Here is a 14,060-nt window from a genome sequence, read left to right as displayed (position 1 = left end):
AGCAACCGGGGCCCCGGGGTGCCGGGACGTGCGTCCTTAGGGCATGATCGCCGCCCATGAGAGCTCTCCTCGGGGTCGAACTCCCCGGATACCGGCCAGTCGCCGACGACGCGTGGGCGAACGAGCATGACGACTTGCTGTCGCTGCACTTCTTCGCTCTGCCTCCCGACCTGCCGGCCGGTCTCGATGACGGTCCGACGCTGCGCAACGCGCTCACGCACCACACCGCGCGGGCGGGCGGCGGGCTCATCGAGGCGTCCGTGAAGAAGGTGGGGGAGCTGCCGGCCCTGCGTCAGATACTCAAGCTTCCGCTGCCGGACCAGCCGAGCGGCCAGGCGTTCATCGGCAGCTTCACGGTGCCGCGCGCCGGGTGCAGCACCGTGGTGAAGATCCAGACGGTGGAGCGGGGCATGACGGGTATGCGGGAAGCCGTCGTCCTGGCCAAGGTCGGACCGCAGGAATACTTCCGGCCCCACCCCTACGCCCCGGACGTCCAGGGCGGTCTGCCGTTCCACGTCGCCGACCATGCGCGGTGGGATGCGGAGTTCCCCGATCACCCGCTGACCCGGGTGCGGAACACACTCGACGTGCTGGCCCAGGCCGTCTCGGTGGACCCCGGCTTCGCCGCCCTGCCGCCCTTTAACGGACCGGGACCGCGCGGCTGACGGCACACCGCACACGCGACGGCGCCGCCGCACCCGTGGGACGGGGAGCGACGGCGCCGGGTGGAGCGATGGTCAGATCAGCCAACCCACGAAGTGGACGACGCCGGCAAGCAGGTTGGTGAGGAAGTTCATCGGTGTTTCTCCTTGTGCATGGTGTATCTCAGGGACAGCACAGTCGCGGTCTGCAGCCCGTCGCTTGCGCCCTGTAATCATCTGCTGCCGCACGGCAGTTGAGCAACGAATGCCGAAACGATCACGCGTTCCAGCGAACATCCGATCCCTTGTTCGTTTGTTCGCATCGCGTGATGCGGGGTGCGTGTCGTCGAGGACGGGGTACCGGACGGCGCGACCGCTGCGGGATAGCGTGCCCGCATGGTGAACGAGTCCCCGGACGTACCTCCTCGCCGCAGGCCCGGCCGCAGGCTCCGCCCGACCCGGCGCGGCCGTCTGGTGCTGCTCATCGGCGCCGTCCTCGTACTCGCGGTGGCCGCCGCCGTGCTCGTCCCCCTGCTGACGAGGGAACCGAAGAGCCAACAGGCCACCCGCACCCTCGTGATTCCCGAAGGGTGGCGGGCCTCGCAGGTCTACGCGGCCGCCGACAAGACGCTCGGCGAGCCGGCCGGCACCACGAAGAAGGCCGTTGCGACGGCGGACCTGCCCCTGCCCCCCGAGGCGAAGGGCAACCCGGAGGGATACCTCTTCCCGGCGACGTATCCCATCACCTCCGCCACGACCCCGAAGAGCCTGCTGCGCTACATGGTGGACACCGCGCTCGAACGCTTCGGCGCGGACCACATCACGGCCGGAGCACAGCGCAACGGCGTCACCGTCTACCAGACGGTGACCATCGCCAGCATCGTGCAGGCCGAGGCGGACACCGTGTCCGACATGGGCAAGGTGGCCCGGGTCATCCACAACCGGCTCGCGCGCGGCATGCCGCTCCAGATGGACTCCACCCTCAACTACGCGATGAATCGCAGCACCCTGGACACCACCACGGGCGACACGAAGATCGACAGCCCGTACAACAGCTACGAACACAAAGGGCTGCCGCCGACGCCCATCGGCAATCCCGGCGAGCAGGCGATGGTGGCGGCGATCAGCCCCACCCGCGGTTCCTGGCTGTACTTCGTCACGGTCGCGCCCGGCGACACCCGCTTCACCGACGACTACGCGGAGCAGCAGCGCAACGTCGCCGAGTTCAACCGCAACCGCCGCAACGCGGGCAACGGCTGAGCGTTACGCGCGAGCGCTACGCCCGAGGGGGTTCACGCGGACACGGACACTGCTCCCAGTGCAGCGGGCCCGGATTCCACTTCCTGGGCAGCGGACACGGGCATCGCTCCCCGCTCAGCGGGCTCGGCCCGCTCCAGCAGCCGGCCGATGACACGTACGGCGGCCCGTCCCGCCCGGTTCGCGCCGATGGTGCTGGCCGACGGCCCGTACCCCACGAGATGGACGCGCTCGTCGCGCACGGCCTGCGTCCCCTCGATCCGGATCCCGCCGCCGGGTTCCCGCAGCCTCAGCGGGGCCAGATGGTCGACGGCGGCCCGGAAGCCGGTCGCCCAGAGGATGACGTCGGCCTCTACGCTGCGACCGTCGTCCCAGGCCACGCCGGTCGGCGTGATCCGGTCGAACATGGGCAGCCGGTCGAGCACCCCCGACGCGCGGGCGGCCCGGACGGCGTCGGTGACCGGCAGCCCGGTGACACTCACGACACTCTGCGGCGGCAGCCCGCGCCGCACCCGCTCCTCCACCATGGCCACGGCCGCCCGGCCCTCGTCCGCACCGAACGGGCCCTCCCGGAAGACCGGCGGCCGCCGCGTCACCCAGTGGGTGTCCGCCGCCACCTCCGCGATCTCCATCAGGTGCTGGGTGCCGGAGGCCCCGCCGCCCACCACGACCACCCGCTGCCCGGCGAACTCGGCCGGCCCGGGGTAGTTCGCCGTGTGCAGCTGCCGCCCGCGGAAGGTGTCCTGACCCGGGTAGCGCGGCCAGAACGGCCGGTCCCAGGTCCCCGTGGCGTTGATCAGGGCGCGCGCCGCGTACGTACCCTCCGACGTCTCGACGAGCAGCCGCCCGCCGTCGCCCTCGCGCACCGCGCTCACCTCGACAGGCCGGTGCACCCGCAGGCCGAAGGTGCGCTCGTAGGTGTCGAAGTACTCCCCGATCACCTCGGACGAGGGCCGGCTGCCGTCTGCGCCGGTCAGCTCCATGCCGGGCAGCGCGTGCATGCCGTGCACCTTGCCGTACGTCAGGGAGGGCCAGCGGAACTGCCAGGCGCCGCCGGGATGCGACGCATGGTCGAGCACCACGAAATCGCGGTCCGGCTCCAGACCGCTGCGGCGCAGATGGTAGGCGCCGGACAGACCTGCCTGTCCGGCGCCGATCACCACGACATCCACTGAGTGCACCCCGGTGTTGTTCACGCTTCTACCAACCACGTCGGGGGCGTGGGTCTTCCCGAGGCTCCCGGGGAGCTCAGCGTCCCCCGGCGAACAGCAGCGGCGCGCCGCCCGGCGCGGAGGCCGGCCGGCCGTTCACCGCCGGCACCCCCGGCAACGGGGATGCCGGGACGGCCGACAGCAGCCCCCGGGAGGCCAGCTCAGGAGTGACGCCCTCGCCGAACCAGTACGCCTCCTCCAGATGCGGGTATCCGGAGAGCACGAAGTGCTCCACACCCAGGGAGTGGTACTCCTCGATCCGGTCCGCGACCTCCTTGTGGCTGCCGACCAGCGCGGTGCCCGCACCGCCACGCACCAGACCGACGCCGGCCCACAGATTCGGCGCGATCTCCAGCTTGTCGCGGGAACCGCCGTGCAGCGCCAGCATCCGCTGCTGCCCCACCGACTCGCTCCGGCCCAGGGCCTGCTGAGCGGCGGCGATCGTGTCGGCGTCGAGGTCGCCGAGCAGCCGGTCGGCCGTGGCCCACGCCTCGCGCGAGGAGTCGCGCGAGATGGTGTGCAGCCGGATCCCGAAGCGGACCGTGCGCCCCCGCTCCTCGGCCAGACCCCGGATCCAGTCGATCTTCTTCTTCACATCCGCGGGCGGCTCGCCCCAGGTCAGATAGACATCGGCATGAGCGGCCGCGACCGGCCCCGCCGCAGCCGAGGAACCGCCGAAGAACACCTCGGGCAGCGGGTCCGGCGGCAGCGCGGTCAGCCCGCCCTCCACCTGGTAGTGCTCACCGTCGAAGTCGAACGGCTGCCCGCTCCAGGCTCCCCGCACCACCGACAGGAACTCCGCCGTCCTCGCGTAGCGCCGGTCATGGTCCAGATGGTCCCCGAACCGCCGCTGCTCGGTCGAGTCACCGCCCGTCACCACGTTGAGCAGCAGCCGGCCCCGGGTGATGCGCTGGTAGGTCGCCGCCATCTGCGCGGCGAGCACCGGCGAGATGACCCCGGGACGGAACGCCACCAGGAACTTCAGCCGCTCGGTGTGCTGGGCCAGCGCCACCGTCGTCAGCCAGGCGTCCTCGCACCATGTCCCGGTCGGCGTCAGGACCGCCTCGAACCCGAGCTGCTCCGCGGCCTTCGCGATCTGCGCAAGATACTCGATGTCGGGTGCGCGCACCCCGCTGACCGGCGTGATCCGGTCCCGCTTGATCCCGCCGTCGGTGTACGCATGACGGTCGACGAGCGTGCGCCCGTCGCCGCCCGTGGGCAGGAACCAGTGCAGATGGACATTCATGAGGAGGCCTTTCCGTACGAGCGGGGAGTGGTCGAGGACGCGGGGAGATCGCGGTTGAAGCGGGTGTCGACGTAGTCCTTGAAGGTGAAGCGGTGCGGAATGAGCTTCAGATCGGCGAAGGTGTCCGCGATCTCCTGCTCGGACGCGATCGCGGCCGGATCGACGGCGACGGGAACCCGGGTTCCGTAACTGCGCTTCACCGCGTCCAGCGCCACCTCGTAGGGCAGCCCGGTCTCCTTCGCCCAGACCTTCGCCCACGCCTCGGGGTGCTTGAACACCCAGGCCTGCGCCCGCTCCAGCCGTACCAGCAGATCGCCGATGGCCTTCGACTTCCCGGAGTCCTTGAGCGAGGCGGGGGAGGCGACCTGGAACCCGAGGCCGTTGACGATCCCCTCACCGGTGGTCAGCACCCGCGCCTTGCCGCCGCGCAGCACCTGCGAGGTGTACGGATCCCAGATCGCCCAGGCATCGACCTTGCCCCGGCTGAACGCGGCCAGCGCATCGGCCGGCTGGAGATAGTTCAGCTTCACGTCCGACAGGCCGAGCCCCGCCTTCTTCAGCGAGCGGATCAGCTGGAAGTGTGCCGAGCTGCCCTGAGCGACGGCGATCGACCTGCCCTTGAGCTGGGCCGGGCCCCGCAACGGCGAATCCCTGGGAACGACGATGGCCTCGCCGGCCGAGGAACCGTGTGTGGCGCCCACCACCACGATCCTGGAGCCGGCGCCCGCCGCGAACACCGGTGGGGTATTGCCGACCCCGCCGATGTCCACGGCCCCCGCATTGACCGCCTCCAGAAGGGGCGGCCCGGAGGTGAAGGTGGACCATTTGATGCGGTAGTCGAGATCGTCGAGCTCACCGGAGGCCCGCAGGATGGCTTCGTAACCCCCCTTCTGGTCACCGATGTCGAGCGTGACGCTGCCCTTTCCGTCCGTGCTGCTAGCGGTGGAGGCGGAGGTGGCACCCCCGCAGGCACTGAGCAACAGGGCGAGCGGCAGCAAGAGGGCAGGCAGGGTACGGCGATTCATGGTGGTGTCTCTCTTCGGTCGCGCGGGAGTGAGGTTTCAGACGGCTTCTGCGGGCGCGGGACCGGTGGTCTCCACCCCGAGCTCCGAGAGCAGCCGCGTACGCAGCGCCGCGAACTCGGGGGTGCCGGGACTGCGGGGGCGGTCCAGGGCGACAGGTGTCTCGTACGCGATGGCGCCGTCCCGCATCACCAGCGCACGGTCGGCGAGCAGCAGGGCCTCGTCCACATCGTGCGTGACGAGCAGGACCGCGCAGCCGCGGCGCTGCCAGAGTTCGGCGACCAGTTGCTGAGCCCTGATCCTGGTCAGGGCGTCGAGGGCGCCGAACGGCTCGTCGAGCAGCAGCAGATCGGGCTCACGCACCAGCGCCCGGGCCAGCGAGGCGCGCTGTGCCTCACCCCCCGAAAGCGTCCTGGGCCAGGCCCCCGACCTTGCTGCGAGTCCCACCTCGGCCAATGCCCGTTCCGCCACGGCTCGTTCGGGCTTCCCTGGAAGCCCGAGCAGCACATTGCGCCAGACCCGCTTCCACGGCATCAGCCGCGGCGCCTGGAAGGCGACCGCCCGCCTTCTGGGTACCAGTACCGTTCCCCGGATCTCCCGGTCGAGGCCGGCGAGCACCCGCAGCAAGGTCGACTTCCCGCACCCGCTGCGCCCGAGCAAAGCGGTGAACTCCCCTGCGCGCAAAGTGAGATCGAGCCCGTCGACGACGGCCCTTCCATCGAAGGAACGAGTCAGTCCCTCGACGCGCACCGCATCCTGCGGCGTCGCGTCCGAGGCGGGCGAGAGGGCGCTCACTGGCCCGTGAAGGTCGGTCGCCATTGCAGCAGCAGCCTTTCGAGAATGCGGACGATGACATCGGCGGCGAGGCCGAGGAAGGCGTAGACGACCAGGCAGACGACGATCACATCGGTACGGAAGAACTCCCTGGCCTGGTTCATCAGGAAGCCGATTCCGGCGTCGGCGTTGACGGACTCGCCGAACACCAGCGCCAGCCAGGCGGTCGCCAGCGAGTAGCGCAGCCCCGTCATGGCCCCGGGCAGCGCTCCCGGCAGCACCACATGCCGCACCAGACCCCACCGCCCGAGCCCCAACGACTCACCCGCTTCGATCAGTTGGGGATCAACACTGCGAATGCCCGCGTACACGTTGAGATAGAGATGAAAGGCCACGCCGAGCGCGATCAGCGCCACCTTCGGGGCCTCGCCGATCCCCAGCCAGATGATGAACAGGGGAATCAGCCCGACCCAGGGAACGGTCCGCAGCATCTGGACGCTCGCGTCGATCAGATCCTCACCCAGCCGGGAGAGCCCGGAGACGAGCGCGAGCGCGGTCCCGGTGACACCCCCCAGCAGCAGACCGGCGGCAACGCGCTGAAGGGAGACACCCATGGCGGACGGCAGGGTCCCGTCGGCGATCAGATCCGACCCGGCACGGGCGATGGTGCCGGGAGAGGCCAGCACATCGGGGTGCAGCACGCCGGTGGCGCTGAGCACCTGCCACAGGGCCAGGAGCAGCAGCGGCCCAACGGTGCGCCGCAGCCACCGGGGCACGTTCCGCAGCCGCGCCCCGCGGACGGCCTGCGGTGTGACGGGCTCCAGTTCCAGGAGGCGAGGCGGGGAGGAAGGGACCGGCGAACCGGATTTGAGGGATATATCGGGTGGTGCGAGAGCGTGGTCGACGGTCATGAGAGCTCCACGAGCGATTCAAGGGCAGGGGAGGGCATGGCTCACACCGGGCGCACAACGGCCCTGTCGCCTTGCGGGAGCCGTTGGAGCACCGCAACAGGCCGACGGGGGCGGAACACACCGGGACGCGGCCGGACGGGCGCGACGGAATGCGTTCGCGGTCAGGAACGGACGGACGGTGCGCCCGGGATCACTGACGGCAGATGTGCTGAGAGAACGTCAGCAGCCGCGACAACACGCGGCGGAAGCCACCCGCAGCAGGTCGATGTGACCGCGCGAGGTGAGCAGGGCTGAACGGAACATGGCGATGAACGTAGCGATGCCGCGTGGAAGCGGTCAACGGTGTCTCGGCACGTGGACGCGCGATCCCGCTCCGCGGGCGAGAGGACGGTCCCATGCCATCCGCCTCATGAAAGCGTGAGGCTGAATGACAAGTTCAGGCAGCGGCCCGGCCGCGCCGCTGCCACCTTGATGCGCATGCGTCAGACGGCCGGGCTCTCCAGGTACTGATGGGAGTTCCGCCAGGAACGGAATGCCTCTTCGAACCATGGAATCCCGGCAGAGAGTGGGACAATGCTTTCGCACGTTTCGCTGTAGTAGCTGCGCTGCTTCTCGGGCCGCGGGTGTGTACTCAGTCTCTGTACATTGCTGTAGCGATCGGCCAGTTTGAGCGAAACGACCTCTCCCGGGGCGGACCGTATGCTCCGGAGGTACCGGAGGCGGACCTCCCCCGGATCCTCCCCGGGCGCGGGTTCCGGCTTGGTCACCCAAGCCACCAGACCGGCCACGCGGGGACCGAACTCCTCCCGGACCTCGTCGATCGTGCAGTCGGTGTCCTCCACCACATCGTGGAGAATCGCAGAGACCAGTACATCCTCATCATGGATACCGGCACCCAGAACCAGGATCTCCAGAACCTCGAGGAGATGCTCCATATACGGCTCTCCGGCGGGCCGCCGCTGGTTCCCGTGGAATCGCCGGGCGAACTCCACGGCCGCGCCAAGACGCTTCAGTGAGACCGAAGGGGCGAGGAGAGGCAGTTCCTGAATTCCGGTGTTCCAGTCGTGCCATGAGTCGAATATGCGCGTCGCCAAGGCTACTCCACCTCTGATTCTTCCAAGGTCCTGCTGTATTCCGGCCATCGGGGAATTGTCGACGGGGTTCACCCTCATGGGCAAATGGTGTGGGTCCGGGCCGCGGTCAGATCGTGCACGGCGTGGCGGAATCCGGGACGGGGCGCGCCCTTGACGGCCGGCGTCCCGCACCGCGGGTTGAGGAGGTTTCCGACGATCAGCGCAGGTGTCCTTACGCGGCGGTGGGCCTCGTTCCTGCGGGCCCGCCCACGACCGTGAGCAGGTCAACGACGAAGATCAGTGTCGAGCCTGCCGGGATCAACGGAGAGGGTGACTGCTTGCCGTAACCGAGACGCGGGGGAACGATGATCTCGCGCCGGCCACCGACCTTCATTCCCCTCACTCCCCGGTCCCAGCCCTTGATGACCCTGCCGCCGCCCACGGCGAACTTGAACGGCTGGTCCCGCTCCCAGGAGGAGTCGAACTCCCTTCCGGACGCGAACGTGACCCCTGCATAGTGAACCTGGACGACCCTGCCCGGCTGAGCCTCGGGGCCGTCCCCCACCACGAGGTCCCGGATCGTCAGCTCGGTGGGCGCGTCGCCCTCCGGAACCTCGATTCTGGGCTTTGTCGGTTCGCTCATCACAGTCCCATCGCTCGCCACCGGAATTCCCCGCACGGGCCGGTCGGACACATGGCCATTCCATGCGGCAGGCGATCACGCTACCGGCAATGCCCATGCTCCGAGGCCATGCCACCGGTGTCGAGGTCTCCCGGGTGATCAAAGGCGACGACATCGGGATCGACAACAACGTGGACAGCCGAAAGGCGCCTGTCAGCCGGTCGCGAGGGCGGCCGATGCGTCGATGAGGGTGAGTTGGCCCGGGCCTGCTCTCCGTGTCCGGGCCTGTTCCACGAAACGGCCCAGCTCCGCGCCGACGGTGGCCGAGTCGATGCGCTTGATCACGGGCAGCGTGGCCTCGACGATCTGACACGCCTCGTCGAGGCGGCCGGCACCTGCCAGGGCTGTCGCCTGCCGGACCGCGAAGCGGGCCTGGGAGTTGCTGTCCGCCGGGACGGCCGAGCCGTGCAGGCGCTCGGCGGCGAAGAGGTCGGCGGCCGGCTCGAAGCGACTGAGGCCGAGCATGCAGGACGCCTCGATGAGCCGGGGGTTGCCGTTCTCGATGCGCGGGCCCCAGTGAGGGGTCCGGTCGCCGGTGACCTCGGCGGCGTGGCTCCTGACCCGCTCCAGCGCCCCCCCCCGGCAGGCCCCCGCGTCGCCACGGCGCGCATGTCCCTGGGCCGCGCGTCGCGCGGCGTGCGCGCGGATCACCGGGTTGGCCCGCAGGGGCAGTCCCCCGACGGTGCCCGGCGGCAGCATGTGGTCGGTGGCGTTCAGCCCGGACGGTCACACCCTGGCCGCCACCACCGACGACGGCGTGGCCACGCTCTGGGACCTGAAGGTCGAGTCCGCCATCAGCCGCATCTGCGCCGGGAGCCCCGGCGCCCTGAGCCGGCAGCAATGGAAGCGATACGTTGTCCCACTGCCGTACGACCCACCCTGTGTGGCACCGAGTGACCTGAGCCGGAGATTCCCTGGCAGTATGCGGCCACTTCGTCGATCAGTCCTGCACGGGGAGGCCGGGGCCGTGGACATGGAAGGTGAGCCCGGTGATCCGTCCTGACTGGATCACCGGGCCGTGCTGAACTCCGCCGTTGACGGCGTTGTGTACGGGTTCCGGACGGGCCTGGGCCGTGCTGACCAGCTGCTGGAGAGCGGACAGCACCTCATGCAAGTCGTCGGCCGTGACGGAGTCCGTCCGGAGCAGCCGGTACAGATCGGCGCGCCATCGATCCTTGACCTCGCGGGTGGCTTGCGCGTCGTCAGCGTCCCCGGCTGTCAGTCTGGCCCGGTCGGCATCCAGGTCCGCGGCTGTGGGGCCACCTGGACCGGTACGAGAGAAGAGCCGTCCGACGACAGCACGCGCCTGTACCCAGGAGTCGGTGACCATGAGTGAGACCAATGTGGTGGCTCCCGACGCGGCGAGAGCAGCGAACTCGGATTCCATCATTCCTCCCTGAGGGTCAGATCCCGGCCGGCGGCCGGGTTACGCCGGTGGTGCTGTCCGGCGGCTCTCCGTCCGGGGTGAAGCCCGCCGGCGGGTCGAAGCGGTGCACCAGGTCGTCAGCCGTCTCATGCTGATCCTGGTCCCTGATGGCGTCCGCGATCTGCTTGGCCAGCAGCCTCCGTTGGGTGTCCCCGTCCTCGAGGCCCAAGGCGTTCAGCGCGTCAGCGAGGTGGTCTGCGGCCGTGGGCGCCCGCTCGAAGGCGGCCGCGTGCCATTCCGGGTTCTGCTTGCCGTCCTGGTCCTCACGCGGCTGAGGGATGAGGTCCCGCAACCGCTCGGGGACGTCGGTGTCATTGGCCGCGGAGGTGAGCCGGGCGAGCAGGCCGAGATCCTCCACTGTCCTCTCCACCTGTTCGTCATTCTTGGCGAGCCACCAGACCACGGCGCTGCCTGTGTTCTTGAGGACGTCTTCGCCCAGGTACTTGCGCTTGCTCTGCTCGTACTTGCGCTGGTGCTCCCAGACCGCTTGGTCCTTGCGTACACCGGCGAGGCTGTCCAGACGCTCCTGGTCGTGCTCGTGCAGGGTGAGCCGCACATCCTCGGCCATCGCATGGAGCTGCCCCGTGCTGTCGGGAAGCAGCGAGCTGAGCACACCGCTCAGCTCGTGCTGGACGAGTGAAACCCGGCCCGGCTCCCGCTGCTCGGTGATTGCTCGGGCACGGTCGAGTACGGCTTCGACGGCGAGGCCCGCCGGGTTCAGCACACGGCCGTGACCGGACGCGTTGAGGGCGTCCCAGCGAACGGTCGCGGAGATCAGGAAGTCGTAGTCGGTCCATTGGCTGGGCAGTGCCACACGGCTGACGTGGTGTTCGGTTCGCTCGATGGGAGCAGCGGTGAGGTGTTCCTCGAAGGCGACCGAAACGGAGCCGCGGCGCAGCGCGGCGGCTCTGAAGGCCGTGGCAGGGGCTGCGAAGAGGAGCACCGAAAGGATCGCCCACGCCCACATGGGCCACTGTTGTGTCACGCCCAGGATGGTCAGCACCAGACCGCACAGGACGGTGAGGAAGACGGTGGTCGACTTGCATCCGGTGGTCACCGCGCGGTCCCCCTGGGTGATGCCGCCTGCGGCGGCGTGATCGGTCGGCTGAGGCCTTGAGCTGAGCAGATCTTCTGAAGCAGCAGGTCGGTGGTGAGTGCCGCGCGTAAGGATCCGCCGGGCGCGGTGCGTTCGGCGTCGCGGGCGCTCGCGTACAGCGCGGCGAAGGCCGCACCGCGCCGGCCCTCGCACCGGTCGGCGGCGCCGACGAGGAGGTCGAGCAGCATGTCGCCTCTGGTTCCGGCATCAACCGACGTGTGGAGCCAGCGTTCCGCGTACGGTTGCCAGGTCGGCCGCGGCAGTCTGTTGAGTACGGCACTCCAGCAGGTGATCACGGAGGACCGCACTCTCCTCTCCTCCGCCAGCGCGCGCCCGTTGTCATACGGGTCGGTCAGCGCCTCGGCGACGCCGACCCGCAGGAAGATGCCGAGGTCGGCCTGTGAGGGCTCGGAGCGTGCCAGGCGGTGGAGCAATCTACGGCGCAGTCGGTGGCTCGACTCCACCAGGTCACTCAGCGCTTGCAGCGCGCCTGCGGTGCCGTGCTCGCGGCGCGCCAGGTAGTACAGCCGGAGCATGGCCTGGTCGGGGTGGCCGGCTGCGATGACATCGGCACAGACCTGGACCAGGACCCGGGCATACTCTCCCTTGAGGTGCTTGTTGGCGCACGACTGGTAGATCCAGCCACGCAAGGCCCCTGCGTGTTCGGGATCGCCGAGACCGCAGGTGAGCGCCTGGACGGCGGCCTCCAGCCCGGCCCTGCTCGTGGCCGTCGAGCCCCAGTCCTCGGCCAGCGACGCCAGTCCTTCCGCGCGACCGGTCCGCAGATACTCCCCTGCCAGCTTCGCCACGAGGCCGTCGCGCAGCTCCTGGGTGACATGGGGGCTGTTCAGGGCCACGCTGCGCGCGGTCCATGCGCCGAGATGCTGACGCAGATCGGGCATGTGGTCCCAGAAGTGGGTTCGGACCGCCGAGTCGTAGTCCAGGTCCCTGAACCACACGCGACCGTCCGGTCCGGCACCGGCGGAGATCTCCGCCAGGCGCTCGGCGAGATCTTTGCGCTGGAGCAGCGGGAGGTCGTCGGGTGGCGAACCGACGGTGTGCAAGAGGAGCTGAGCGGCGCGGTGGACGACATCGGCGTGAGCGCCGTGGAGCATGGCCACGCTGATCAGCAGTGCCCGCTGAGAACTGTCACCCAGCCTGGCGACGAGGGCGGCGACCTCCTCCCGCCGGTCGGCCTGCGCCTTCCTGGCAGTTGCGCACCACTGCGTGAACTCATCGCCCGATGCGGCAGCCTCGCGCGCCCGCCGTACCAGGTCGGCGAAGTCCGCGACTTCGCGCAGCGGCCGCCGCTCGTACAGGAACTCCGTGACCGTGGGGTCGGGGCGGAGATACTGCTCGGGCGGTAGGCCATGCGTACGCAGGTGCCGTCGCAGGACCCACTCACGGCGCGGCTGCAGGATCTCGACTCTGTATTGCTGAAGATCGGATTCGAGGGTTCCGCCATGCGGCATGACGACCACGAGATGCGCGCGCTCCTCGTGTACGGCCTTGCGGAGGGCGGAGAGGTCGGCTCGGCAGGCGGCCCACCGGACAGTGTCGGCAGCTGACAGGTCCAACAGCAGCCGGTCGCCTGCTCCGACCAATTCCGGGTCGGCGAGGGGAAGCTCGCCGGCCTCGTCCGGCAGGAGTTCCCGGAAGGTGCCCATGTCCTTGTGGTGTTCGCGCAGGAGCACTCGGGCCGCGCACGACCGGCCGCTGCCGGGTTCGCCGTCCAGGATCACGGTGCCGGTGTCGGCCAGCTGGGAACGAGCGTTTCCCATGCCGGGCGGGGCGACCAGCACGCGCCGCAGCCACGCGAGCTGGTCGTCCGCGAAGCGTGTGAAAGAGGGTCTGCCCATGGCCTGCTGGTCGGCGAGGACGGTGACGTTGATGTCCCCGTTGCCGTTGTGCTGTGGCCCGGTCGTGCCTGTCACCCACGTTGTGCCATTGAGTTCGCTCACCGGCCGTCGTCCTCCTGCCCGTCGGATTCACCGAACCGGTGCCGGATGTCGCCCTGGTGGTTGCCCTCGAAGTACGTCATCCCGCTGCCGGAGAAGTGCCGGCCGCCCGACTCATGGCGGGAGTTCTGGTAGATGTCGCCCTGACCTGTGTGGACGGGCCCGGTGGATCCCTTGATCACGGTGCCGCCGACGTCTCCGGTGAAGTCACGGCTCTGCACCGCGGTTCCGCTCACGTCCCCGATCGAGTTGGTCACGGAGTCCGGTGCGAGCGACGAGGCGGTGTCCCGGTCCAGGTCGCGCAGGCCGGGGACCATGTCGGCCACCACGTCACCGAGACGTTTCAGTCCCGTCTCCACGTCCTGTGTACTGAAGGGGACGGACTGGATGTCGGCGAGCCGGGCCAGCTCGTCAGGCAGATCTCCAGCGTTCAGCCGGTCGGTCTTTCTGCCGTCCAGTACGGGGATGACGGGAAGCTCACAGGCGAACGCCTCCATGATCTCCTTACGAACCCAGTCCTTCGGATCGCGCAGCCGGTTCTGGAAGTTGGTCCAGTCAGGGCCGATGACAGCCAGGAGAACCGCGCTGCGACGCAGACCGGTCAGCAGTTCATCGGGATAGGCCCGGCCGGGGGCGATGGACTTCGATGCGCGGAAGATCCGGTCGCTGCCGAAGCGACGCGACAACTCCTGGTCGATCAGGGCGGCGGTCTTCTCGCCGTCCCCTGTGCGGTAGTTGATGAATACGTCGGTCATTTCGAAGC

15 protein-coding genes are annotated in these 14,060 nt (G+C 69.4%); 2 read left to right on the top strand and 13 right to left on the bottom strand.

Going from position 1 to position 14,060, the window contains the following annotated elements:
• The first annotated feature begins 56 nt into the window (after positions 1-56).
• Together OG782_RS04095 and mltG are read left to right on the top strand one after the other, a co-directional pair.
• Positions 57-665, top strand: a complete 609-nt coding sequence (locus tag OG782_RS04095; protein ID WP_406448015.1) for a hypothetical protein — start codon at positions 57-59, stop codon at positions 663-665.
• A gap of 372 nt (positions 666-1,037) precedes the next feature.
• Entirely contained in the window at positions 1,038-1,901 is an 864-nt protein-coding gene (mltG, locus tag OG782_RS04090) for an endolytic transglycosylase MltG (protein ID WP_406448014.1), read from the top strand.
• A 32-nt stretch (positions 1,902-1,933) separates the two neighbouring features.
• Here mltG and OG782_RS04085 read toward each other — a convergent pair whose 3' ends face one another.
• The 13 genes from OG782_RS04085 to OG782_RS04025 form a co-directional block, all read right to left on the bottom strand.
• The gene (locus tag OG782_RS04085) at positions 1,934-3,079 is read right to left on the bottom strand and encodes an NAD(P)-binding domain-containing protein (RefSeq protein WP_406458834.1); all 1,146 of its coding nucleotides are present in this window, start codon (positions 3,077-3,079) and stop codon (positions 1,934-1,936) included.
• Between the two features lie 67 nt (positions 3,080-3,146).
• Positions 3,147-4,355 carry an LLM class flavin-dependent oxidoreductase gene (locus tag OG782_RS04080; protein ID WP_406448013.1) on the bottom strand — a complete coding sequence of 403 codons (1,209 nt, stop codon included), beginning with the start codon at positions 4,353-4,355 and terminating at the stop codon, positions 3,147-3,149.
• Positions 4,352-5,380, bottom strand: a complete 1,029-nt coding sequence (locus OG782_RS04075) for an ABC transporter substrate-binding protein (RefSeq protein WP_406448012.1) — start codon at positions 5,378-5,380, stop codon at positions 4,352-4,354. Before OG782_RS04075 ends, OG782_RS04080 begins: the two co-directional genes overlap by 4 nt.
• 36 nt (positions 5,381-5,416) lie before the next feature.
• On the bottom strand, positions 5,417-6,196 hold the full coding sequence (locus OG782_RS04070) for an ABC transporter ATP-binding protein (RefSeq protein WP_406448011.1): 780 nt from the start codon (positions 6,194-6,196) through the stop codon (positions 5,417-5,419).
• Positions 6,169-7,062 carry an ABC transporter permease gene (locus OG782_RS04065; RefSeq protein WP_406448010.1) on the bottom strand — a complete coding sequence of 298 codons (894 nt, stop codon included), beginning with the start codon at positions 7,060-7,062 and terminating at the stop codon, positions 6,169-6,171. Before OG782_RS04065 ends, OG782_RS04070 begins: the two co-directional genes overlap by 28 nt.
• A gap of 219 nt (positions 7,063-7,281) precedes the next feature.
• Positions 7,282-7,365, bottom strand: a complete 84-nt coding sequence (locus OG782_RS04060; protein WP_311307964.1) for a putative leader peptide — start codon at positions 7,363-7,365, stop codon at positions 7,282-7,284.
• Positions 7,366-7,544: 179 nt separating this feature from the next.
• Complete coding sequence (locus tag OG782_RS04055; protein ID WP_406448009.1) at positions 7,545-8,234, bottom strand: HD domain-containing protein; 690 nt, start codon at positions 8,232-8,234, stop codon at positions 7,545-7,547.
• A gap of 133 nt (positions 8,235-8,367) precedes the next feature.
• Positions 8,368-8,778: an FKBP-type peptidyl-prolyl cis-trans isomerase gene (locus OG782_RS04050; RefSeq protein ID WP_406448008.1), complete on the bottom strand. Its 411-nt coding sequence runs from the start codon at positions 8,776-8,778 to the stop codon at positions 8,368-8,370.
• A gap of 192 nt (positions 8,779-8,970) precedes the next feature.
• Entirely contained in the window at positions 8,971-9,516 is a 546-nt protein-coding gene (locus OG782_RS04045; RefSeq protein ID WP_406448007.1) for a hypothetical protein, read from the bottom strand.
• Positions 9,517-9,757: 241 nt separating this feature from the next.
• Entirely contained in the window at positions 9,758-10,204 is a 447-nt protein-coding gene (locus OG782_RS04040) for a hypothetical protein (protein ID WP_406448006.1), read from the bottom strand.
• A 16-nt stretch (positions 10,205-10,220) separates the two neighbouring features.
• The gene (locus tag OG782_RS04035) at positions 10,221-11,300 is read right to left on the bottom strand and encodes a hypothetical protein (RefSeq protein ID WP_406448005.1); all 1,080 of its coding nucleotides are present in this window, start codon (positions 11,298-11,300) and stop codon (positions 10,221-10,223) included.
• Positions 11,297-13,300 carry a hypothetical protein gene (locus OG782_RS04030; RefSeq protein WP_406448004.1) on the bottom strand — a complete coding sequence of 668 codons (2,004 nt, stop codon included), beginning with the start codon at positions 13,298-13,300 and terminating at the stop codon, positions 11,297-11,299. Before OG782_RS04030 ends, OG782_RS04035 begins: the two co-directional genes overlap by 4 nt.
• Complete coding sequence (locus OG782_RS04025; RefSeq protein ID WP_406448003.1) at positions 13,297-14,052, bottom strand: toll/interleukin-1 receptor domain-containing protein; 756 nt, start codon at positions 14,050-14,052, stop codon at positions 13,297-13,299. Before OG782_RS04025 ends, OG782_RS04030 begins: the two co-directional genes overlap by 4 nt.
• Between the last annotated feature and the right edge of the window lie 8 nt (positions 14,053-14,060).

The sequence above is a fragment of the Streptomyces sp. NBC_00876 genome, assembly GCF_045207435.1.
In the GTDB taxonomy this organism is placed as follows: Bacteria; Actinomycetota; Actinomycetes; order Streptomycetales; family Streptomycetaceae; genus Streptomyces.
This window is presented reverse-complemented; position numbering and strand designations above follow the sequence as displayed.

Bases quoted from the DNA above. Each gene is read 5' to 3' on its own strand.
- OG782_RS04095 (WP_406448015.1), top strand. From the start codon at position 57: ATGAGAGCTCTCCTCGGGGTCGAACTCCCCGGATACCGGCCAGTCGCC.
- mltG (WP_406448014.1), top strand. From the start codon at position 1,038: ATGGTGAACGAGTCCCCGGACGTACCTCCTCGCCGCAGGCCCGGCCGC.
- OG782_RS04080 (WP_406448013.1), bottom strand. From the start codon at position 4,355: ATGAATGTCCATCTGCACTGGTTCCTGCCCACGGGCGGCGACGGGCGC.
- OG782_RS04075 (WP_406448012.1), bottom strand. From the start codon at position 5,380: ATGAATCGCCGTACCCTGCCTGCCCTCTTGCTGCCGCTCGCCCTGTTG.
- OG782_RS04070 (WP_406448011.1), bottom strand. From the start codon at position 6,196: ATGGCGACCGACCTTCACGGGCCAGTGAGCGCCCTCTCGCCCGCCTCG.
- OG782_RS04065 (WP_406448010.1), bottom strand. From the start codon at position 7,062: ATGACCGTCGACCACGCTCTCGCACCACCCGATATATCCCTCAAATCC.
- OG782_RS04060 (WP_311307964.1), bottom strand. From the start codon at position 7,365: ATGTTCCGTTCAGCCCTGCTCACCTCGCGCGGTCACATCGACCTGCTG.
- OG782_RS04055 (WP_406448009.1), bottom strand. From the start codon at position 8,234: ATGAGGGTGAACCCCGTCGACAATTCCCCGATGGCCGGAATACAGCAG.
- OG782_RS04050 (WP_406448008.1), bottom strand. From the start codon at position 8,778: ATGAGCGAACCGACAAAGCCCAGAATCGAGGTTCCGGAGGGCGACGCG.
- OG782_RS04045 (WP_406448007.1), bottom strand. From the start codon at position 9,516: ATGCTGCCGCCGGGCACCGTCGGGGGACTGCCCCTGCGGGCCAACCCG.
- OG782_RS04040 (WP_406448006.1), bottom strand. From the start codon at position 10,204: ATGGAATCCGAGTTCGCTGCTCTCGCCGCGTCGGGAGCCACCACATTG.
- OG782_RS04025 (WP_406448003.1), bottom strand. From the start codon at position 14,052: ATGACCGACGTATTCATCAACTACCGCACAGGGGACGGCGAGAAGACC.